A 22,219-nucleotide genomic window follows, 5' to 3' on the forward strand; every position below is an offset into this window, starting at 1 on the left:
GTTAGTGTAGATGAACAGACGAATCTTCCGGTGTAAGCTTTACTGTAATGTGTTCACTCAGGGTAGTGGCCAATTCAAACCCCGTATAATCCGGTGTCACGGGAAACAGCTTGTGGCTCCTGTTTACCAGGACAGCGACTTCAATTTGCTTGACATTATCCTCCAAAAACGGAGCCATGGCATAGGCAAGCGTTTTGCCGGTATTTAGTACATCGTCTACAATGAGGATACATTGGCCGGAGAAAGGTCCCTCTTCAGAGATCGTCACCTCGCCAACTTTTGGATTCGTCTTGTCGAGCGTCACTGCTATCAACTTCACTTTAATCGGGGATATTTGCCGTACCTTATCGGCAATCAATTCCGCCAATGAATAGCCCATCCCTGTGAGACCCGCAAGAACCAGCTCTTCCGCCCGCAAATTGCGTTCATATATTTCATAGGCTATCCTTACGATTTTTTGTTGGATCTGCTTATGGTTTAGGACGAGAGTTTTATTTTCACTCATGGGATGGCTTGGATTAAAATAAAAATGAAAATTAATTCAAAAGAAACTAGTTTCAAAGGATTGGAGACTTTTTACCTATTAGCGGTAGCCATCTTCCTCATATAGAATCTTCAAGTAGCTTTCATACCGGTATGGGTGGATATATCCTTTCTCCAACACCTCCAATACCTTACAGCCGGGTTCATTGACATGTTGGCAGTTATTGTACTTGCATTGCCCCAAATATCCCCGTAACTCCACAAAATAATGGGAAAGCTCCTGATTCTCAATATCCAAAATGCCAAATTCCTTGATTCCTGGGGTATCGATCAGGTATCCACTATCGCCAATTGGAAACATTTCTGCAAAAGTGGTGGTATGCACCCCTTTGGCGGTAAAGCCGGAAACAGGACGTGTAGCCTGATTGGCCGAAGGCACAAGCTGATTGAGTAAGGTTGATTTTCCCACACCTGAATGTCCTGCCAACAAGGTAGTCTTTCCTGACAGGTAAGGAGACAGCTTTTCGGTTACATCTGATTGAGAAAGCGCTGATATCTCTATTACCGGATAGCCCAAGGGTTCATATATTTCCCGGATTGTTTCCAGGTATTCAAAATCCTTTTCCTTTTTGATCGCATCCATTTTGTTGACGATAATAAAGGCAGGAATGCGAAAGCTCTCTGTACTCACCAAAAAACGGTCTATAAACCCCAGCGAAGTGCGTGGATCCCGAATGGTGATGATCAGAAATGCCTGATCCAGGTTGGAGGCCAGGATATGGGAGAAGTGCTGCTTGCGTGTAGACTTTCGGATGATGTAGTTTTCCCGCAACACAATATCATGAATCACACCTGTTTCCTGATTCTCCTCCAATTCCAGTGCAACCCAATCACCTACTGCAATCGGGTTGGTGAGTTTCAGGTCATCCTGTTTGAATTTACCCCTAAGCCGGGATTTCACCAAGCCTGCTTCGGTCTGAACCATATACCAAGAACCCGTAGATTTGATTACCCTGCCCTTCATAAGGTTGTTATGAATGTATCTACTTTATCCATGATTTTCTTTGCGCTACCTAGGTTGTCTTGTAGTAATCTTTCCGCACTTTCACAAGCTTGCTTATAGGCAGTTTCGTCTTCCATTGTATCCATTATTTCCGAGAATGAATGGGCATCTCTAACCGCAAACCCGCAACCATAGCTCTGGCTGATCTCCCATTCAGGGAATTTGCTTTTATTTTTCAACCACCCAAAAATAACCGGAATCCGGAAAGCAAGTCCTTCCAATATATTGTGAAGACCTTTGCCAAAAGCCCCTCCCACATAGGCAATTCGGGCATATTGATACAGAGAGGAGAGCATGCCTATATTGTCAATGATCATCACCTCCCAGGCTTGGGAATGGGTATTTTCTGTAAGTTGGGAATGTCTGATTACTGGTTTGTTTATGGCTTTTTCCCAGACTTCGATATCTGGAGACCGGATATCGTGTGGAGCTATTACGTATTGATAGTCTGAGTGGCTATTGATATATGGAATCAGAAGATCCATATCTTCCTGCCAGACCGACCCCGCTACAAATACTCTTTTTTGAATACCATCATTTATTTCTGGAAAGGATTTTGGGGAAAGGCGAATAGCCTCCACATTGTCATAGCGGGGATCTCCGGCTACCGTCCACTCGGAGTAACCGATTTTGTCCAACAGGTCTGCCGTTTCTTGATTTTGGGTAAAAATATGGTCAAAAGTTAGCAGCATCTGGGAAAAGAAACTGCCATACCATGCGAAGTAAACCTGATCGGTTCGAAGTGCGGCGGCAATGAGGAAGAGTGGTATGTTCCGCCTTTTAACCGCAGCCAAGTGATGATACCATAAGTCATATTTGACAAAAAAAACTGCTTTTGGCTTTAGTGTTTCCACAAACTCTTCAGCTTTTAGCTGGGAGTCAAAGGGCAGGTAGGTAATAAAATCCACAAACGGTTGGGGTTTATTGATCACATTCTCATAGCCGGAGGGGCTAAAAAAAGAAACACAAACCAACCAATCCGGCCTTGATTTTTTAAATGCCTTGATCACAGGTTTGGCCTGCTCATATTCTCCAAGGGAAGCCACATGTATCCACACAAGCGGCCCATCAGCATCCTTGCGAAACCGGGAAAGTTCCAGCAAAAGATTATTCCTCCCCCGAACCATCTGGGCAAGCTTAGCTGATTTTAAGCTTCCCAGCTGAATTCCCAATGTCATAGCACGGATGCCAAGGTTATATATTAACCGCATAGGGTACAAAATTAAGAACTTTTCTGGATTAACGAGTGGTTAATTAAATCGGACAATTGGGTTATTGAACCTAAAGTCCCTCTTTCATATGGATTAAAGTCACCGCTCAAATAATTTGTATCGTTCTTACTGGGAAATGGCAAAATACAATGGTAATTTTAAGTGAAATATTATCATCCGAATTATATGAATTTGCGTCTCCTCCCCATATACCTGTTGTTGCTGTCGGTAATTTATTCCTGTAGTACTGATATTCCTACGGATGTCAGGGAGGCCATGGATGATCTGCCGGAAGCATTGGACTACAACATCCACGTAAAACCCATCTTGTCGGACAAGTGCTTCGCCTGTCATGGACCCGACGCCGCAAGCCGGCATGCCGACCTTCGCTTGGATGAAGCTGAGGCTGCTTTTGCTTCGCTACCAGAAAACCCGGGAAAGGTGGCCATTAAACCCAAAAAACCTTCCCAAAGCGAATTGGTCAAACGGATTCTTTCAACGGATCCAGACTACATGATGCCGTCGCCTGAATCACACCTGACCTTATCCACTAGGGAAAAAGCAATCCTCATCCAATGGATAGAGGAGGGTGCGGCCTATAAAGAACACTGGTCTTTCATTCCTCTTCAAGCTGTATCAGTCCCTAAGACCAAAACAAAAGATTGGGGTGCCAACCCTATAGATGCTTTTGTGCTTTCCATGCTTGAAGCCAATGGACTTTCCCCAAGTCCGGAAGCGGAAAAAGAGACCTTACTGAGAAGAATAAGCCTGGACCTTACCGGATTACCTCCCACCACGGAGGAAATCGATAGTTTTTTGGCAGACAAATCTTCCGATGCCTATGAAAAGCAAATAGATAGACTAATGGCTTCACCTCACTACGGTGAAAAGATGGCCATGCATTGGCTGGATGTAGCCCGATATGCGGATACGCATGGGTATACAGTAGACCGATACCGGGACATGTCTTTGTACAGGGATTGGGTGATTAATGCGTTTAACAAAAACATGCCCTATGATGCCTTTATTACCGAACAACTCGCCGGGGACCAGCTGCCTAATCCAACGAAAGAGCAGCTTTTAGCAACGGCATTCAACCGAATACACCCCCAGAATATGGAGGGGGGGATTGTTCAGGAAGAGTTTCGGGTAGAATACGTAGCTGACCGGACAAACACCTTGGGCAAAGCCTTTATGGCACTTACCTTAGAGTGTGCCCGCTGTCACGACCACAAGTATGATCCCATTTCACAAAAAAATTACTTTGAGTTAAGCAGCTTTTTCAATCAGGTTGACGAAGCCGGGCAGATATCTTGGGATGATGCCATGCCCGTTCCCACCTTGCTGTGGACAGATGAGGAAAAAGACAAGCTTTTGGCGATGATGCAGGAGGAAGTTTCCACGCAGGAAAAAAAGTTGAAATCAATCGAAGATGCGTCTCTTACTAAGTTTTCAGCGTGGCTGTCATCCGAATCCTATCAAAAAGATTTAAACAGAAAACTTCCGAGCAATTTAACCGCCCACGTCGACTTCAACTCCCTTCCCCTCAAAAACCAACTTAATCCCTCCGAAAAGGGAACGATGGAAAGCAGCGAAGTAAAAAACCAGTCCCCAGAACTAGTTGATGGCTTCCGTGAAAAGGCCGCTAAATTGAATGGAGACTTTTGGATTCGCATGGAGAAATCTGGAGTTTTCTCAAAAAGTGACCCCTTTAGCATCAGTATCTGGATAAACATCCCTGAGGATCTAAAAAACGGTACCATCTTTCATACAGGTACTGGGGCGGTGCTTTACAATAGAAGGGGATACCACCTTTATCTCAAAGACAATAAGCTGGAATTGGTTCTTGCACATACCGCTCCTTACAATGCCATTATCAAAGAAACGGTAAGCGGGGTGCCTAGAAATGAATGGATAAATCTTCTGTTAACCTATGACGGGGCCTCCAAAGCTAAAGGGCTTCAGATTTACCTCAATGGGGATGTGATGGAAACAACCACCGAAAGGGACAACTTGTACAAGGACATCCTCTTCAGAGGTGCAGGTCAACCTGCCATCCAAATTGGCGCAGTATGGCGGGGCAGAGGACTAAAGGGAGCACTCGTTGATGACCTGATGGTTTTTAACAAAGAGTTGTCTGCTTTGGAAGCCCTACAAATAGCCCAGCCAGATGCATTTAAAGCTGTATTGGAGAAACCGGCCAATGTTTTGTCAGCTAAGGAAAAGGAACAGTTAAAGGCCTATTTCCTTGGCAACGATGCCAAAGAATACCTAGAACAACTTGCGGTACTCACCACGGCCAGGAAGAAGCACGCCGAGGAAGTTGAACCTATACAGGAAGTAATGGTCATGCAGGATATGGAACCCAGAAGGCCCACCTATCTCCTAATCAGAGGCGAATATAGTGCCCATGGAGAGGAAGTCTTCCCCAATACCCCTGGCAGTGTATTAGAAATGCCTGAGGGAATGGAAAAAAACAGACTTGGGCTGGCCAAGTGGCTGACTGACAAAAAAAACCCGTTGACTTCTAGGGTAGCAGTCAACAGGCTGTGGCTCTACTTTTTTGGCCGTGGGCTGGTAGCCTCTGCCGGGGATTTTGGCAATCAGGGCGAAATGCCCTCTCACCCCGAATTGCTGGATTGGCTTTCGACGTCCTTTATGGAATCGGGCTGGGATGTTAAAGCACTTCAAAAAATGATGCTAATGTCCGCAACTTTCAGACAATCCTCGCACACCTCGGAGGAACTGAGGGAAACCGATCCGGAAAATATTCTCCTAGCTAGGGGTCCTTCGGGCAGACTTTCTGGGGAAATGATCCGTGACAATGCACTACAGGCCAGTGGACTTTTGAGCAAAAAAATCGGTGGAAAAAGTGTCAAACCATATCAACCGGAGGGGCTATGGCGGGTAAATGGGGGGACCTACCTCGAGGATTCGGGAGAAAACCTGTATCGAAGGAGTATGTATACCTTCTGGAAAAGATCAGTACCCCACCCTACCACACATATCTTTGACGCCCCCGACCGGAGTGAGTCCATGGCAATTAGACAGGAAACCAACACACCCTTGCAGGCCTTAGTCTTGCTAAACGACCCAACTTTCGTTGAAGCTTCCAAAGTAATCGGGGCTCAAATTGCCAACCACCCAGAAAGTAAAGCTGGCATTACCGTGGCATTTAGAAAACTCACCGGAAGGCATCCTTCTGAAAAAGAATTGGAAATCCTGAAAAACCTTCAGGAACAAGAATACCGGAAATTTAGCGAAGCTCCTGAAAAGGCTAAGGGCTGGATAGAAGCCGGTGCGTATGCACTGACTAATCCCGTTGAATTCCCCCGCATAGCCTCCCATGCCGTGGTGGCCAGTGCCATTATCAACTCAGACGCAGCGATTACTAAACGATAAATCCCATGTGTAATCATCATCCACTTCCAAAATTTACCCAGCATCAGGATCTTCATGAACTTGAAAAGAAAATTGACCGCAGGCATTTTCTGACTAAGACAGCTATGGGGATGGGATCCCTGGCGTTGGGGTCGCTTTTTTTCTCAGACAAACTACTGGCCTCATCCCCCGAACAAGTCATGATGGCTAACGGAGGCATTCCCGGTCTTCCCCACCATGCACCGAGGGCTAAACGTATCATCTATTTGTTTCAAGCCGGGGGGCCTTCCCAATTGGACCTATACGACTACAAGCCCAGACTCTCGGACATGCACGGCAAAGATCTACCCGCTTCGATACGGGGAGAACAGCGCTTGACAGGCATGAGTGCCAACCAAAGCATTTTCCCGGTTACCGATTCCGCTTTCTCCTTTAAGCAATACGGAGAAAGCCGGACTTGGGTCAGTGAACTGATGCCCCACACCGCCGAAGTGGTGGATGAACTTTGTTTTATCAAATCCATGGTGACGGAACAAATCAACCACGACCCGGCTATCACCTTTATGCAATCCGGTCACCAATTGGCTGGTAGGCCATCCATGGGTGCTTGGCTTTCCTATGGTCTGGGTTCCGACAATCAAAATCTACCTGCTTTTGTCGTGATGGTGTCAAAGAATGCCGTGTTGGATCAGCCCTTATATGCCCGCCTCTGGGGAAATGGTTTCCTGCCCTCTCAGCATCAGGGTGTGCAGTTCCGGTCCGGAAAGGATCCTGTCCTTTACCTGAGCAATCCTGAAAACTATGACGGTCATGACCGCCGGGAAATGATGGACCATCTGAAAGCATTGAATGAAGTTCAGTTCGACATGTATGGGGATCCGGAGATCAGCGCTAGAATCTCCCAGTACGAGATGGCATTCCGCATGCAGACCTCTGTTCCGGAGATTAGCGATTTGTCCGACGAACCCGATCATATTTTCGAATTATACGGAGAAGAAAGCCGCGATCCGGGCACTTATGCTGCCAATTGCCTGATGGCAAGAAGGCTAATAGAAAAAGACGTGAAATTTGTACAGCTCTACCATCAGGGCTGGGATCAACACGGTAACCTTCCCGGTAGCATCCGAAACCAGTGTAAAAAAACGGACCAAGCCACCGCCGCTTTGATCAAAGACTTGAAGCAGCGTGGACTTTTGGAAGACACGTTGGTTGTTTGGGGTGGAGAGTTTGGTCGAACGGTATATAGCCAAGGGACGCTGACAGCCGACAACTACGGCAGAGACCACCATCCACGCTGTTTTACCATGTGGATGGCCGGTGCTGGGGTAAAGCCCGGCTTCACCTATGGGGAGACCGATGATTTTGGATACAATGTAGTAAAAGATCCTGTCCACATTCACGACTTTCACGCTACCTTAATGCACCTGTTCGGCATTGACCATGAACAGCTGATTTTCAAGCATCAAGGCCGTCGATACCGACTTACCGATGTACATGGACATGTGGTACCGGAGTTGTTCACCTAAAAATATTCTAAAAATTAGGGCACGTCGATTTTGATTTTAAGAAATGATGTTTACCTTTGCAATCGCTTAACGGAAACAATAAGCAACGGGGTGTAGCGTAGCCCGGTCATCGCGCCTCGTTTGGGACGAGGAGGTCGCAAGTTCGAATCTTGCCACCCCGACATTAAAAGCCAGTTCTGAAAAGAGCTGGCTTTTTTGTTGTATTATTTTTTTCACGATCTCTGAGCAATAATAACATGTTTCTATTCAGAACCCTGATGACCAATTTCTTCACTGTATCCATTTTCCCGACATTCGCCTAGACAGGCTCTCGGGCTTTATGGCCGCAACAAAAAGCGTAAGAACTGCTAACGTGTTATTACTGATTATGGCTTCGCCGTCACCATTATACAATATCTGGTTTTTCTCCAGAAACAATAAAAAACATGCTGCGGCAATCCTTTTATTGCCGACTATGAAGCCGTTGTTTATGACGAATTGAATACCTTGCTTTGAGTTTACCCGGTAACCGACAGAAATAATCATATCAAGATTATAGTGATCGATGTTTCTAGTAATGTTTCTATTGCCTTCTAATTGAACTATCCGGAAATTCCGGATAGTTGGCTCGTGATCCAGGTCCTTAGTTCTATAAATAGTCTGGATGTGTTCATTTATGATTAATCCTCAGTATACCTTTCTGCACGTTATCAATTTGGGATTCATTCTTCTTCACAATAACACCTACTCCCTCACCATCAACCAAAGTTCCGCCACCTGCGCACCCCGCTCCCCTTCTCCACAGGTCCAACTAAAGGTGATCTCCCCATCCTGATATGCCTCCTTTGGAAGGTCAAATTCATAGATCGGCTGCTGGCCTGTCTGTATAAAATCATGGACTTCGATTCCTCCATCCACCTCCAACCTCATCCTAGAACGGAACCTACCCGTATAGGCCACTTTCAGCGTATACTCCAATTCCGGGTTGAGTTTATCGTACCTGATCTTCAACGGCGTATCATACAACGTATTCACCTGCATCATCCAGGCCTGCGGTGCGGAAGTTCCTTCAAACCCCACTGCCTTCACCTCATGAACCCATTCCACACCGATTAACCCTACCCCAAAACTAATCCTAGGATTATACAAACTTCCCGGATCTTTCTCCCAGGAAGAATCGAAGACCACCTGTTTCCAGCTCTTGGGATGTCCAAAATTATCATAAAAACCTCCGGGACCGGGGTTGGTACGGTTGATCACTTCGCCCAGCTTCTCCCCCCAGTTGTCACCGGATTCCATTGCAAGAATTGTGTTAATATTATCTATCAGCCAAGGTGCGTCATTAAGCACAGCGTCCAAGTTGTCGATAAAATTCCCCCTACCCGATGCAGCGCCGTGGGGTTCTATGGTTAGCTGAGCTCCTATGCTTTCGTACAAATCATCCGCCAACTCCAAGCACCTTTCTCTCCACTGCGCAGCGGCCTCCTTTGATATGGATTCATTCAAAACAGCCAAGGCCTCTTTCAACGGTTCTTTACTTTTTTCTACAAGGGACTGACGCATTAAATCCTTCGCTTGATGTTCTCCGGCTGTTTGTAAGGCTAATTTACGCTGCACATAGGCATCAAAGTACGCTCTTATCAATCCCATTTGAAACCTAAAATTTCCCATAAGTTTTTCATCAGCCTTAGATTCCATTTCCTGCCATAATTGCAAAGTGACTGGCACCTGCATATTGGTAAGCAAGGGGCCTCTGAGATTTTCCTCCTGCGCGAATAGGCCTTGGGCAATGCCCTCCACCCATTCAGGACCGAAGAAAAACCGGGCATAATCCCTCAACGTCTCGATAACAGGTGTATCGGGATCCCAGTCCTGATCGGTCCAAACAAACTTGTTGACGTCATCGTTGGTGCCTTCGGAATAACTAAGGCTACCATCAGCCAAATGCGCGAGGGCGTTGTGAATGGCTTTCTGATCTTCCGGTCTGGGGTTGATGCATTCCCTGCCCAATGTCATGGACATGGCTAGGTCCCAGTTAGGAATCGGATATTGTGAACTGAGGCTGTGTGTAATATCAGGATATCTCCGAATGGGTATTCCGGGATTCACTAGCTGACGCAGTTCTGGTAATGGGATTTTTACCCAAGGTCCAAAAACCACACCGCCCAACCACTCGTACTCCTGGTTGATATGGAAGAAAAATCGGTCAAACCATTCCTGAGTCGGACGAAACACCTGTGGAGAAACCCAGATTTTGGCATTGGGATGGTAGCGATGAAGCACTTCTGCGGATATCTCCAACCACGTAAATAATTCGTCAGGTTCCAATTCACCGGGATCTCCACCTGGAATAAACAGATGGTCCAAGCGGGGAACGGCGGCAAATACCTCTTCCCGCTCCGCAATTTCGAATTTCAGAGAATCTGGGTGATCGTAATCTGAACCCATATTTGGATACCACATCCAAACATCCATGTCATATTGGTCCGCAATTCTGGACTGCTCCCCGATCATCTCAATCGCTGGCAGCTTCATATGCCTGCTGGTAAAATCATCATCCGTTCTTGGGGGAACAATTTCAATGCTGTTTGCCCCAAACAATGCCAGCTCACGGATATACTGTTCGAACATTTCCACCGTAAACGCATCATAGGAATTAGTTTTCGGTCTGTATCCCAATTGATGGCCGCGGATGGGATACTTGGGTGAGGTTTGATGTGAAACTGACAACGGAATCATAAGTTTTCCGGGTACTGCTTCCATTTTTCGCAATACTCTTCCGATTCCATAAAGTAATCCCCTTTCCTCTTCACCGAGAATAAACAATGTCTGCGAACTTTCATCTAAATGCACACTATATCCTTCCTCAGAAAGCATAGGTAAAGCGTTTATTCCTGTCCGGTAAACAGTTGGCAAGTTTTCTACTTTATCACGAATGCCAAGAACTATTGCAGGCTGGCCACGGTCTGCGGGAGTGGATTGAATTGGCATAAGGATTCCCGTCCGCTTTTTAACCTCATCACGAAACACTTCCGTCAAAAAACCGATTCGCCCTACCTCTACATGGTTTGAAAAAACAATCGCCCTGCTAAAATCAAAGTTTTGAGCGGAAAGAAAGGTTATGTTAAAGAATAGAATTCCTGAAAGTAACAATGAAAGACGACTCATAAGTTGATTGACTAATTATTCTTCTGTTATACTTCCTGATCGGGATTTAGACTATTTTAGAAACCCATCGCGGCATCTATTTGCCTTTAAAGGCATGAAAATTTTTATTTGAGATCAAATTTTCACCTTTTATCGGTCTCGGTAACTAATTAAATGATCACATGAGTTCTAAAAAAATAACGCTAGTTTAAACTGTTATTAAAATTTTTTATTGAATTAGACACTATCAGGAAGTTATTTTCTAAAACATATTGGCTATTTTTGGAGGCAATAGCTTTAAATATTGTCCTAACCAATAACTTCCATGCCCCAAATAAAAGCGTTATCACTTGCCGTAACTTTATTTCTCTGCCAATTATTTTTTATATTATCACCTGTCATCGCCCAAACAACCCACACGTTTACCAAGGGGTTGGTGATCCAAAACCAACACCGTTATGGGCGTGAGGTAATTTTCACAGACCATTTGGCATACCAACTTGCCGCGGGGACTTTTCAGGAACCTAAGGACGGGCTTCCGGTTAAGCCTGATACGGAGGATTTTTGGCAAACGCTGGAAGCGGATGAAACAGGCAAATTCAGAGGTCGGGTAAGGGCTGGATACTTATACCTCACCTACGAATCTGACAAAAAGCAATCTGCCCTCTTGAGGGTAAGTGGAAGCAGTATGCTGTATTTCAATGGAGTTCCTCGGGCAGGTGATATCTACGGAGACGGCTGGTTGTACCTTCCTGTCACATTGGAAAAAGGCACGAATAAAATACTCGCCAGGTTTACCGGACTATGGTCTGGGGTATCCGCAGAGTTACATTTGGACCAAAAACCTGTATTGCTTAAAATTGAAGATGCCACCCTACCGGATATCGTATTGGGACAGGATAATGAGGAACTCATGGGGGCAGTCGTGGTAGTAAATTCTACTACCAAAGCCATCACCAACGCAAAAATGGAATTAAGGCTGAGTGGCAGCTCCACCCTTACAGATCTACCCACCATACCTGCCATGACCATTCGAAAAGTGGGGTTTCGCATCAACGCTAAAGACATATCAGAGAAAGGAGAATATACGGCAACGCTTAATCTACAGGTTGGAAATAAAGCTGCCGATAGCCAAGAAATCACGCTATTTGGCAGGGAAAACACGGAACATTATAAACAAACCTTTATCAGTGAGATCGACGGCAGCGTGCAATACTATGGTGTAGCTCCCCAAATAGGTGGGGGAACACCTGGATCAGCGTTGTTTTTATCAGTGCATGGTGCAGGGGTAGAAGCCATAGGACAGGCCCGTGCCTATAAACCCAAAGACTGGGGTACTTTGGTAGCCCCAACTAACCGTCGACCGAGAGGATTTAACTGGGAAGACTGGGGCCGAATGGATGCCATGGAGGTATTGGAGCTGGCCAAGCAAAAATTCAAACCGGACCCTGCCCGAATTTATTTGACCGGACATTCCATGGGCGGCCACGGCACCTGGTATCTGGGAGCAACTTTTGCCGGACAGTGGGCTGCTATTGCCCCCTGCGCTGGATACCCTACATTAATGGGATATGGCTCTGCGGACGGAAAAATTCCGGAAGATTCCGATGATCTTGTCGAAAAAACCTTACTCCGTGCCAGCAATCCGAGCAACGCCATCCAATTGGCCAAAAACTACAAAGCAGCGGGAGTTTATATTCATCACGGAGATAGCGACCGCGTGGTATCCGTGGATTATGCACGACAAATGCGGGGCATTTTGGCCGAATTTCATCCAGACTTTAGCTACTATGAATATCCCGGAGGCAGCCATTGGTTTGGAGATGAAAGTGTAGACTGGGCTCCACTGTTTGACTATTTTAAATGGCATACCTTACTGGATGAAAAATCCACACATACCATCGACTTTTCCACTGCCAATACAGCCGTCTCCTCTTTCAATAAGTGGATTCATATATTACAGCAGGAAAACCCGCTTGAATATAGCCGTATTCACATCAAACGGGATTTGGAAACAAAACATGTGAACGGTACTACTGAGAATATTTCGATACTAGGCATCCAAACAAGGGATTTCCAACCTGGGGATACGTTATCATTGGAAGTGGATGGGCAAACGCTAAGCTGGAGAAAGGATGCTACCGAAATGATCTATCTCCACCGCAAAGGCAACAATTGGGCAGTAGGCGGCAAACCGGACGCTTCGCACAAAGGTGCGTTACGAAATGGAACCTTTAAGGAGCCATTTAATAATCGGATGATATTTGTTTATGGGACCTCAGGTAATAAAGCCGAAAACGAATGGGCTTTCAACAAAGCCCGTTTTGATGCGGAAATGTGGTATTACCGGGGAAATGGGGCCGTTGATATCGTTTCGGACAGGGAGTTCGATTTGGATAAATACGCTGATCGTGGAATTATAATCTATGGCAATGCCGACACCAACCGGGCTTGGAAACCCCTGCTCGACCATAGCCCTATTCAAGTAAGCCGCAGTGCAGTCACAATAGGAAGCGAAGTGTTGAATCAGGATGATTTGGGTGCCTATTTTATGGTTCCCCGTAAGGACAATGCCACCCATTCCATTGCCGTTGTCAGCGGTACCGGCCTGAAAGGGCTGCATACCGCAAATGCCAACCAATATTTTGCCGGAGGGAGCGGCTTTCCTGATTATATAATCTTTACTGCTGATCTGCCGATAAAAGGAGTTGATGCAATTAAAGCTACCGGGTTCTATCAAAATGACTGGAGTCTACCTTCTGAAAAATAAAACTGTATCAACACCAATGGTAAAAATTTCGCAGCTATAGCGACAGCAGCACGGGAATCAGAAAACCCCGGGCTGATTGTGTATTCTATGAAGCATTAATTTCGCTGTATTCCATCGGAGGGTAATGGCTCTATTCCAAGGTCTATAGCCAATCTGACAAAGCCTATCTCGTCCTCCATGTTCACAAACATCCAAATTTTGCCGTCCTTTACAAAATGCTTCTGCGGCGGCATCGAGATGCTGGATATCTCAGTTTCTGCAAGCATGCTCAGGTTTTCGTCAAAGATGGTCAGGTAAACCTCCGCTTCGGTAGCGGTAGGGAATTGAAAGGCTTCTGTGGAGGCATCTTCAAACACCTCTTTATGGGAAAACCGATAATATACCCGATATAGATCGTCCCAGACAGGTGGTGAAAAACTGATTTGCTCCTGTACCTGCCTGACTGCTTCCCTAAAGGCTTCTTGGGTATCAAATTCATTCCCACTTGGTTCAGTTTTTTCGTTCTCAGTAAGCTGGCTTTGATATGATTTCACCAACAGACTGTCGGATTCGGGAAGGTACTGGTAAATTTCGTTTGAGAAGTTGCTCCCAAGCAGTATTTTACTGCCCTCCTCGACTAGATACGATTGCGGGCCATATATCATAAAGCTTTTACCGTCTGAAAATTGCAAATCGAATTTTCTTAGGTTTTTATATTGGGGAACTGAAATTCTCTTGGCTATACCTTCATTAAGGTCAACCCGCATAAGCTCGGTGGATTTTTTCTCGAAGTTTCGTACAAACCCCAGATACTGGTTCTCTTCAGTGGGATGGTCTATTGAAACCACAAAATTTTCCCCATCCTGTATCCCATCTTCATCATTGCCAAAATTCTTAAAATCCAGTTCATGCAGTTTCTTACCACTTAAGTCAAAAATGCCAGGATTTGGGAAACTGAGTACCATCAAATGGTCGTTGTCCAAGAGGAAAAAAGACCGGAAAAACTCTCCTATTCCATTTGGCCCTTCCTTCTCAAAGGGGTATTTCCTGACCAGTTTCAATTCATCCAGATCAATCTGTTCAAACGAATGATCATGTTGATTGAAGTTGTACAGGAATTTATGATCCGGAGAAAGGTCAGATTGGTATAGCCGCCCCGACACGAACAATATTTCATCACCGGGATCTACCATTACAGTATCCAAAGAATAATCCAGCGAAGTGCTTCCGCCGATACTGTCCAAGCTATCTCCACTTGAACACGCCAGCTGACCTGCAACAAGTAGAATTATGAAACTATATTTAATCATACCATCAAAAATTTTAAACTATAAAGTTAAAATTTAAAAAGTAGAATCCTATTAATCTTTTAATTTAAAAAAATCACCCGTACCCTGCGTTGCTTCACCTATCCCAATCATCCGAACCTCCTGAAAAAATTATTTTATTCCAATCAAATCATCCAAGTCGGTTTCAGATTCTACTGATGTTAAGATTTTCTAGCCGTGTTTGAAGACTTGTTTTTCAGGCTTTCAAGATTGTCTTCCAATCGGTTTATACGGTTATTGATGGCGTAGCCTTTTATCAAATAATCTTTCAAAACCCGGTTTGCCTAAATGCGGAATTGGGTGCCTAGTTTGGATTTCACACGATAGCCAACTGATATAATTACATCTAGGTTATAGAATTCAACTTTACGTTTAACAGTTCTGTTTCCTTCTTTCTGAACTGTCAAGGATTCCTTGACAGTTGCCCCTTTTTCAAGTTCTCCCTCTTTAAAGCAATTGTTTATATGTAAACTTACATTCTGTTTGGTTTGATTAAAAAGTGTAGACATCTGTTTTGGGAAAGCCACTCGGTATCATCATCCAACTTTACTTCAATATGCTCAGCAAGTTCATTGGGGCGATATAAAATGATTTCATCAAGACTTCAAAAGAAATTAGAGATAATACGGTTCCGTCATAGATGATTTCTGCTTTCTGATAACTGAACAGATTGCGGTAACCTCCATGGGAGGGGATAAAGCCTTTCGTATTATCATCCTGGCCACTCATTTTAGTTTACTGACTATGCGCTTATCAAATTCACCATTTTCAAAATCTCCGTATTGATTGAGTTAAATTTAAGAAATTCCACTTAATTATCTTATTCAAAATCCGATTATCCGATTAATCGGAATCAAAGATTGGCGTTTTAAAGAATCAAGCCATAGTTGAAGCTATACTACATTGGTTCCAGAAAGTCGGATTGAATTCATTCATAATTTAATGCAAATACAATATGGCTATATAAGTTTTGACTGCCCAATGAAAAAAACCTTATTTCCTATCTGAGCCATTCTTTAGATCGTTCTTCTACCTCTTTTTGAGTTAATATTTCTCCCTTCTCAACCTGTTCTTCAGACTCATCAATATCAGCCAATAAAGACAGTTGTTCATATACGTCTTCCAAGGTCGAATCCTCAGTCAGCCTGTCGGCTATTTGATTTAGATACGCTTTTAGTTTTACCGATTTCATACTCGAATATAACAACTCTTTTGTCAAAAGTGTCCCTACGGTGGTTAAAGTTGGGAATTTTTGTTTGATGAAAAGTCCAGAAGCAAACCATTACAAATGGAAAGGATTGACAACTCAATGGAGGTATGGTGTGGTAGATGCTATACCGAGTCGGAGAGTCATTTTTTTTTATAATATACCTGATTATTATGCCAATTTTAAAAGTCATCAAAATTTGAAAATTTCGGCCTGGAGTGTAGTTCCGGGCCAACGTTGCTGTAAACAACATCAATCTCACCTTCCGATAGACAAATCAGATACTCGCGCTCTGGGCACAACATTATTATCCAGCTATTTCTGAAAACGAAAAAATTAATTAACTTGCTTCGGGTGAACCATTTTTATTCCATACTATGTCAGATTCATTATCTATAAATCGAAATACGCCAATGACAATCCGACGATTCCTTTCATTGACAGTGAAACTAAAACATTGTTGGCCTATTGGGCTGCTTTTTCTTTTCCTAACCGCAGGCTGTAAGCAGGAAACTAAATCTAAATCCGGTCTGGAAATTATATCCGTAGATCTTTCCCAGGCCCGAAGCGGGAAGTTATCCGAGTTTTTCGAACCCAATATTGAATACATCTGGCTGGGGGATGATTCGGAGGAGGCGCATCTGTATGTTGGTTTACATCAAATACATTTTTATCAAAATAGGATTTATACGCTGGATATTTATGGATGTAAGTGTATTCAAATTTTCGATAAATCTGGAAAGTATTTGACAAGGATAATGGCTTATGGAGAAGGGCCGGGTCAATACTTGGACTTTGATGCCGCCGCCTTTATTGACGGAGAGCTAGTCCTCCTCGGAGTATTTCCCCGAAAAATAATGTGGTTTGATTTGGATGGTGAATTCTTACGAGAACTTTTCTTTCAAGATAGGATTGGACCGGGCGTATTTTCAGAATTTGACCAAAGATTTTACCTCTATACAGCCACCCGGGATCCGGGGGACTACTTTGTCAAAAGCTTCAATAAATCATTTCAGGATACCACTAGGAGTTTCCCCTACGATCCTGAAAAGCTATATGGGGAACATTCCGGAAGGAATTTTTTTCAGAAAAGTTATGAAAACCTCTACTATGGAATGACGTATTTGGATACGATCTATCAGATTGACAACGGGAATTTTATACCAAAACTCGTATTTAACTTTGGAAAATATGCGCAAGATCTCGAAGAATTGAGAAGACTAGAGCACCCAATTGACAGAGTGAACTTTCTCAACAACTCCGCAAAGCTTTATTTTAGAAGCCAATACTTCATTTCAGAGAAACAGCTTTATACTGTTCTAGCTTATGATAAAAAAGGATTTAATGTATTCTATGATCGAGAACAACAACTAACTCATGTATTAATTGACAGGATTATAAACGATATTGATGGAGGATTCGATCCCTCTATGATCAATTATAGTTTCGAACCGGGAAAGGTAGGCCTAAAAGTTCCGGGCAGAACCCTTTATGAAACACTTATGGAGAAAAAAGAAAGCATGCGCCCAGCAGAATATGAAAATTGGATTTCCACCAATGGTAAAAAATTTGCGGAAATAGCGACTGCATCACGGGAGTCAGAAAATCCTATCCTGATTGTTTATACCTTGGTAAAATAACTTTTTGGACTAGGGATCAATCTCCTAGTCTAATTTTCAATAAATCCTCCCTGATATCTTCGGGCCATTGGAAACAACACTCTCTACAGTTTACACGCCAACCTCGGGGATATCCATCGGATTCTCGCTTTTCAAACCCACTTTCTTCCTTATCAATTACTTCCTGATTTAAAAGCAATTTAAGACCGTTTAAGCTTACTTCTCCACTACCTCTAGCCGTTAGTCCATAGGATATAAGCATGGCTTCATCCGGCACATTATCTTCAATGACTATCTGATTTTTTGTTTTTTCTACGTTTATTTTTTTTCTATATACGGGAACATTGTGGCGGTTGGTGATATGTATCCAAACCTCGCATGCTATTGGTCCGGTGACAGATGCATCTGCTTGAATCGTAAAGGTTTTTCCCCGATGCAGTTTGGCATTTGTGAACTTGGACAAATTTAAAAACGGTTGGGAATCACTTGGGAATGGAGTAGAACTGGATTTACTGTCTATAAAAACAATCCCGTCAAAACTTTCTGAAAGCACCCTTTTAACATAAAAGACTTTTTCCTGACGAGGCTCAAAGGTGGCAGGAATGTCCCTCATCCAAATTCCAATATTCAAAAACTTCTCCATATCGGAATTCCCTCCAGCATGGGCAAAACCCGCTATTCGGCATTTGCAATGCCGGACCCAGATAAAAAGAGTTTGGAACCCTGCTGTCGCATCTAAGCGTAGTGACCGACTCTATCGACCTATCAACCATCAGGTGAAATCGACAATCTCGCAAACCCCATCTCATCCTGCATGTTCTCAAAAATCCAGATTTTTCCGTCTTTGGCAAAAGAGAAATATGGCGTATACTTGAGCTGCGGTATTGGCATTTCATTTGTCAAAAGGGTGTTTTTCTGTCAATTCGAGTTTATCCAGATCAATTTTTTCAAGGGTATGGTCGAAATCATTGAAGTTAAACAGATAGCGGCTATTCTCTGTAAAAAAACTTCTTTCTGCTATTAAATAGGGAAAAACAAGCTGGTCCCCGGGGTCGATCAATACCGTATCGATTACCAAACTAGATTCGGAAGGTCCACTGGTTTTAGTACTTGCTGTTTCGCAGGCACTTATAAATAGGGTAAAGAGAATTAAAATGGCCGAGATGTTTTTCACGTACTTTTAATTAAGATATATGATTTCAAATAGGACAAGTCAATATTCAACATCATAAATCTGAAATCGACAACCGCACAAAGCCCAGCTCATCCTCCACATTCTCATACATCCAGATTTTTCCGTCCTTTACAAAGTGGAAGCCGGGCGGTTTTGTTAGATTTTCAACAAGGGATTCTGCGATCACGTTAAAGTCAGCATCAAATACCGTCAGGTATACAGATGATTTATACTCTTCCTCTTTAATTGAATTGCTTCCAATGTTGACAGCTTTATGGGAAAACCGGTAAAATCGATGGTTTTTTTCATCCCAAATGGGAGCCATAAAACTGATTTCTTTCAGTACGTTTTGGGTTTCCTGTTTAAATTCCTCTTCGGTTTCTGTTACCTGAGTGTATTTGCCCGTTTTCCTATCTTCCGTAAGCATGGGCTGATAGTTGATCTCTTTTAAAGAATCTAATTCGGAATCATAAAGCAGGATTGTATTGTTTACTTCATTGGTGATGAGGTAACTGCCATTGTGCTCCGAAATATTGGCTGAGGGAAAAGACATTTGTACCCGAGAAGGGCTACTTAGCACAAATCGGAAGTTCTCCAGTGCATCCAGTGGAATCGGAACCTTCTTTAAATGCCTGAAATTGGAATCTAACATGCCCAGGGCAAAGCTTTTTTCCGAGGCATTTCTGATCAAGCCCACCATCTTCTGCGAGTCAAACATGTAGGTGTTCAGAAATTCAAAACGTTCCCCCTTTATCAACGGATCCCCCTCAAAATTCACATCCGCAATGGGGAATTCGACCACTTTCCTGCCTTTTAAGTCAAAAATACCGGCTTTTATGTACCCCATAAAGGCAACTAATTCACCTGAAATCAGATCCATTCTAAACACCATATCACCAACTCCGTCAGGTCCCTCCTTTTCGAATTTCAGTTTATCTTCAAGCCTCCTACTGTTTAAATTGATTTTCTCAATGGTATGATCGGAAGGGTTGAAATTATAGAGGTAATCCCTTTCCGCATCCAGCGCAGCCATCCGAAGCCCGGCATTTAAGTGCAGCAGTTCATTCCCCGGATCAATCATTACTGTATCCAACGAATAATTTAGAGAAGTGAGTGAAAGGTCTACGATATCCGTTTTTTTAGCACAGCCGATAAAAGAGCAGCATAACGACAAAAAAATAATCTTGCTCAAATTAATAGCTATATCCATTTTAGTTAGGGTTAGAATTTATGATTTTAGATTTAAGATTGGACAAATCCGAAATCATAAATCTGAAATCGACAATCTCACAAAGCCCATCTCATCTTCAATATTTTCAAACACCCACAGTTTCCCGTCTTTAGCAAAATGAAAAAATGGTCGCTTGTTCATTTGGGGAATGGCTGATTCGGCTACCATATTTAAATCTTTGTCAAAGATGGTCAAAAACACCTTAGCACCAGATGGCTCCAGAAATGGGCTATTCTCAGGTTTTTCCGCATTATCGTCAAACTCCGTGATAAACGAAAATCTGTAAAATACCTCATTGACTTCATCCCATACAGGTGCTAAAAACCCTACCTCCTCCAAAATTCGTCTATAGATACCGGCAAACTCATCAATCCCTCCCACTTTTGGTGGATAATTTCCCATCTTTTCCGAAGCCGTAAGTTCGCTGATATATTCATGATGGTGCGGTATGCCAGTCTCATGGTCCAACACATATAATTCGCTAGTTCCTTCTATGCCTACAATCAGTTTGCCGCCCGCATGTAAAATATACCTATTCATAGTAAATCTCCCGCCATCAGCAATTTCTATCTCAGTTTTCTTTGCTTTTTCAAAAATCGGAACATCAATCCTTTGAATTTTATCTTCCTCCAGATCTAATCTGGCCACTGCCGTATTACCTTCTTGCCAGCTGGAAACCAAACCATAATAAACCTCCGGTTTCTCAGGTACCTCCACCGCAGAAAGCAGACTCTCTGAATCGGAAAGTTTATCAGGCTCACTTCCTACTTTCTTAAAGTCAAACTGATACTTTTTCTTTCCATTAAGATCCAAAATATTGTCCTGATTATAAGATCTAAATAAAAGGGTATTGTCTTGCCTAAGTAGCAAACCCATAAAATACTGACCAACTCCATCCGGCCCCTCCTTCGAGATCATAATTTTATCTTCGAAGGCCAACTCATCTAGATTGACTTTTTCAATGGAAAACTCTGTATAGTTAAAATTGTACAGGTATTTTTTATTCGGACTAAGCTGGGCCTGGGATAAACTTGATTGTAGAAAGAGAATCTCCTGTCCAGGATGGACCATTACGGTGTCCAATGTGTAGTTTAAGCGTACCTGATTACCGTTTTCCCCTCCATCATTTCCCCCACAAGCAAACAAAAACCCGCAAAGCAATGCGAAAATTAACTGTTTCATATAGCATAAAATTTATTGAGACTAAAAAATTAGGAATATTATATGTAAATAAAAAAAAATAATTGTTAAAAGTTTGTAAATAAACTAGTATCAGAGAAATGGATAGGTAAAGATTTATGATTTCAGATTTTTGATTTCAGATTTTTGATTTCAGATTTTTGATTTAGGATTGAAGCGGAAAAATAATTGATCCAATCATAACCTATGTTTTAATATTTGGGGACTTGGCGATTTATATTTTCTTTTATTAAATCCATCATAAAGTATCTTCTTGTGGCACCTAGGCTGCTAAAATTAGTTTATTTACCCAATATTTATTACAAATTTTGTAATATTTTACCCTGTATTTATTACAAAAAGGAAAGCTACGTTCCTTACTTCAATTTATGGAACAATCCGAACACCCGTATGCCATTAGATTATTAGCTAATCATTTTCACGTAGAAGAGGTAAATACGCTATCTAGCAAACAATTATACTTGATGAACTTACCCTATTTCCTGGGCTCAAAACTACCGGGATATATAGACTGGTTTGTAGCCCATTATCCGATTAAAGACTCTAAATCCAACTGACAAAGATTTGGGATTTCAGATTTATGATTTAGACATTTACTAAAATTCGGTCAGCCCTGTAAGTGCGAAATATCATAGCTTTGGGTGTATCGGTAGCGGAGCCCCAGGAAATGATTTAATAGTTAGGTTTCGATTTGGCAGGTTAAATGGTTGTGCCATTCCTTTTCCGCCAAAACGCAATTCTGCCAGACTCTGCTTTTTCTTTTTCTAAATATGCCATAGATTCGAGGAAAAGACGGTAGCCCAACCATATTTGGGTTTTGGCGGTAAAGGGTGTACAGAATGTACATAGCCCGGCCAAAATGTGGACACTTTGTGTTGTCTTTAATACCTGGGTTGAAACCCAGGGCTACTAAATCGGCCA

The 22,219-nt window shown here is 43.1% G+C and carries 17 protein-coding genes and 1 tRNA gene; 5 read left to right on the top strand and 13 right to left on the bottom strand.

Annotation, left to right across the window (positions count from 1 at the left end; all coding sequences use genetic code 11):
* Window position 1: 1 nt before the first annotated feature.
* The 3 genes from FQ608_RS14735 to FQ608_RS14745 form a co-directional block, all read right to left on the bottom strand.
* On the bottom strand, window positions 2-505 hold the full coding sequence (locus tag FQ608_RS14735; protein WP_158858999.1) for a phosphoribosyltransferase family protein: 504 nt from the start codon (window positions 503-505) through the stop codon (window positions 2-4).
* Between the two features lie 78 nt (window positions 506-583).
* Complete coding sequence (rsgA, locus tag FQ608_RS14740) at window positions 584-1,507, bottom strand: ribosome small subunit-dependent GTPase A (RefSeq protein WP_158859000.1); 924 nt, start codon at window positions 1,505-1,507, stop codon at window positions 584-586.
* Entirely contained in the window at window positions 1,504-2,757 is a 1,254-nt protein-coding gene (locus FQ608_RS14745; protein WP_158859001.1) for a 3-deoxy-D-manno-octulosonic acid transferase, read from the bottom strand. Before FQ608_RS14745 ends, rsgA begins: the two co-directional genes overlap by 4 nt.
* A gap of 186 nt (window positions 2,758-2,943) precedes the next feature.
* Between FQ608_RS14745 and FQ608_RS14750 the strand changes: the two genes are divergently transcribed.
* The 3 genes from FQ608_RS14750 (at window position 2,944) to FQ608_RS14760 (ending at window position 7,825) form a co-directional block, all read left to right on the top strand.
* Window positions 2,944-6,159: a DUF1553 domain-containing protein gene (locus tag FQ608_RS14750; protein WP_158859002.1), complete on the top strand. Its 3,216-nt coding sequence runs from the start codon at window positions 2,944-2,946 to the stop codon at window positions 6,157-6,159.
* A gap of 5 nt (window positions 6,160-6,164) precedes the next feature.
* Window positions 6,165-7,664: a DUF1501 domain-containing protein gene (locus tag FQ608_RS14755; RefSeq protein WP_158859003.1), complete on the top strand. Its 1,500-nt coding sequence runs from the start codon at window positions 6,165-6,167 to the stop codon at window positions 7,662-7,664.
* 86 nt (window positions 7,665-7,750) lie between these two features.
* A tRNA-Pro gene (locus tag FQ608_RS14760) sits at window positions 7,751-7,825 on the top strand.
* Between the two features lie 109 nt (window positions 7,826-7,934).
* Here the strand turns inward: FQ608_RS14760 and rhuM (FQ608_RS27510) are convergent.
* Both rhuM (FQ608_RS27510) and FQ608_RS14770 read right to left on the bottom strand, forming a co-directional pair.
* Window positions 7,935-8,324 (bottom strand): RhuM family protein, encoded by a 390-nt coding sequence (gene rhuM / locus FQ608_RS27510; protein WP_158859097.1) that lies wholly within the window; start codon window positions 8,322-8,324, stop codon window positions 7,935-7,937.
* 63 nt (window positions 8,325-8,387) lie between these two features.
* The gene (locus FQ608_RS14770; RefSeq protein ID WP_158859004.1) at window positions 8,388-10,811 is read right to left on the bottom strand and encodes a beta-N-acetylhexosaminidase family protein; all 2,424 of its coding nucleotides are present in this window, start codon (window positions 10,809-10,811) and stop codon (window positions 8,388-8,390) included.
* A gap of 304 nt (window positions 10,812-11,115) precedes the next feature.
* Here FQ608_RS14770 and FQ608_RS14775 point away from each other — a divergent pair, with 304 nt between their 5' ends.
* Window positions 11,116-13,560, top strand: coding sequence for a carboxylesterase family protein (locus FQ608_RS14775; RefSeq protein ID WP_158859005.1), 2,445 nt, complete (start codon window positions 11,116-11,118; stop codon window positions 13,558-13,560).
* A 95-nt stretch (window positions 13,561-13,655) separates the two neighbouring features.
* Here the strand turns inward: FQ608_RS14775 and FQ608_RS14780 are convergent, their stop codons facing one another.
* From FQ608_RS14780 to FQ608_RS14795, 4 genes are all read right to left on the bottom strand, one after another.
* Complete coding sequence (locus FQ608_RS14780) at window positions 13,656-14,849, bottom strand: DUF4221 family protein (RefSeq protein WP_158859006.1); 1,194 nt, start codon at window positions 14,847-14,849, stop codon at window positions 13,656-13,658.
* A 302-nt stretch (window positions 14,850-15,151) separates the two neighbouring features.
* Window positions 15,152-15,376 (bottom strand): RhuM family protein, encoded by a 225-nt coding sequence (gene rhuM, locus FQ608_RS28060; RefSeq protein ID WP_158859007.1) that lies wholly within the window; start codon window positions 15,374-15,376, stop codon window positions 15,152-15,154.
* Between the two features lie 37 nt (window positions 15,377-15,413).
* Window positions 15,414-15,596, bottom strand: a complete 183-nt coding sequence (locus FQ608_RS27250; RefSeq protein ID WP_199856387.1) for a hypothetical protein — start codon at window positions 15,594-15,596, stop codon at window positions 15,414-15,416.
* A gap of 271 nt (window positions 15,597-15,867) precedes the next feature.
* Entirely contained in the window at window positions 15,868-16,074 is a 207-nt protein-coding gene (locus tag FQ608_RS14795) for a hypothetical protein (protein WP_234364218.1), read from the bottom strand.
* Window positions 16,075-16,487: 413 nt separating this feature from the next.
* Between FQ608_RS14795 and FQ608_RS14800 the strand changes: the two genes are divergently transcribed.
* On the top strand, window positions 16,488-17,714 hold the full coding sequence (locus tag FQ608_RS14800) for a 6-bladed beta-propeller (protein WP_158859008.1): 1,227 nt from the start codon (window positions 16,488-16,490) through the stop codon (window positions 17,712-17,714).
* A gap of 16 nt (window positions 17,715-17,730) precedes the next feature.
* Here FQ608_RS14800 and FQ608_RS14805 read toward each other — a convergent pair whose 3' ends face one another.
* The 4 genes from FQ608_RS14805 to FQ608_RS14820 all read right to left on the bottom strand — a co-directional run bounded on the left by FQ608_RS14805 (window position 17,731) and on the right by FQ608_RS14820 (window position 21,280).
* Window positions 17,731-18,336, bottom strand: coding sequence for a hypothetical protein (locus FQ608_RS14805; protein ID WP_158859009.1), 606 nt, complete (start codon window positions 18,334-18,336; stop codon window positions 17,731-17,733).
* Between the two features lie 249 nt (window positions 18,337-18,585).
* A complete protein-coding gene (locus FQ608_RS14810; RefSeq protein WP_158859010.1) occupies window positions 18,586-18,867 on the bottom strand; it encodes a DUF4221 family protein in 282 nt (93 codons plus the stop codon).
* A gap of 52 nt (window positions 18,868-18,919) precedes the next feature.
* Complete coding sequence (locus FQ608_RS14815) at window positions 18,920-20,077, bottom strand: DUF4221 family protein (protein WP_158859011.1); 1,158 nt, start codon at window positions 20,075-20,077, stop codon at window positions 18,920-18,922.
* Window positions 20,078-20,131: 54 nt separating this feature from the next.
* Entirely contained in the window at window positions 20,132-21,280 is a 1,149-nt protein-coding gene (locus tag FQ608_RS14820; RefSeq protein WP_158859012.1) for a DUF4221 family protein, read from the bottom strand.
* Between the last annotated feature and the right edge of the window lie 939 nt (window positions 21,281-22,219).

It is taken from the genome of Lunatibacter salilacus (assembly GCF_009797935.1).
In the GTDB taxonomy this organism is placed as follows: Bacteria; Bacteroidota; Bacteroidia; order Cytophagales; family Cyclobacteriaceae; genus Lunatibacter; species Lunatibacter salilacus.

Bases quoted from the DNA above. Each gene is read 5' to 3' on its own strand.
- FQ608_RS14735 (WP_158858999.1), bottom strand. From the start codon at position 505: ATGAGTGAAAATAAAACTCTCGTCCTAAACCATAAGCAGATCCAACAA.
- FQ608_RS14800 (WP_158859008.1), top strand. From the start codon at position 16,488: ATGACAATCCGACGATTCCTTTCATTGACAGTGAAACTAAAACATTGT.
- rsgA (WP_158859000.1), bottom strand. From the start codon at position 1,507: ATGAAGGGCAGGGTAATCAAATCTACGGGTTCTTGGTATATGGTTCAG.
- rhuM (WP_158859007.1), bottom strand. From the start codon at position 15,376: ATGTCTACACTTTTTAATCAAACCAAACAGAATGTAAGTTTACATATA.
- FQ608_RS14780 (WP_158859006.1), bottom strand. From the start codon at position 14,849: ATGATTAAATATAGTTTCATAATTCTACTTGTTGCAGGTCAGCTGGCG.
- FQ608_RS14755 (WP_158859003.1), top strand. From the start codon at position 6,165: ATGTGTAATCATCATCCACTTCCAAAATTTACCCAGCATCAGGATCTT.
- FQ608_RS14770 (WP_158859004.1), bottom strand. From the start codon at position 10,811: ATGAGTCGTCTTTCATTGTTACTTTCAGGAATTCTATTCTTTAACATA.
- FQ608_RS14815 (WP_158859011.1), bottom strand. From the start codon at position 20,077: ATGGATATAGCTATTAATTTGAGCAAGATTATTTTTTTGTCGTTATGC.
- FQ608_RS14805 (WP_158859009.1), bottom strand. From the start codon at position 18,336: ATGGAGAAGTTTTTGAATATTGGAATTTGGATGAGGGACATTCCTGCC.
- FQ608_RS14820 (WP_158859012.1), bottom strand. From the start codon at position 21,280: ATGAAACAGTTAATTTTCGCATTGCTTTGCGGGTTTTTGTTTGCTTGT.
- FQ608_RS14750 (WP_158859002.1), top strand. From the start codon at position 2,944: ATGAATTTGCGTCTCCTCCCCATATACCTGTTGTTGCTGTCGGTAATT.
- FQ608_RS14775 (WP_158859005.1), top strand. From the start codon at position 11,116: ATGCCCCAAATAAAAGCGTTATCACTTGCCGTAACTTTATTTCTCTGC.
- FQ608_RS14745 (WP_158859001.1), bottom strand. From the start codon at position 2,757: ATGCGGTTAATATATAACCTTGGCATCCGTGCTATGACATTGGGAATT.
- FQ608_RS27250 (WP_199856387.1), bottom strand. From the start codon at position 15,596: ATGAGTGGCCAGGATGATAATACGAAAGGCTTTATCCCCTCCCATGGA.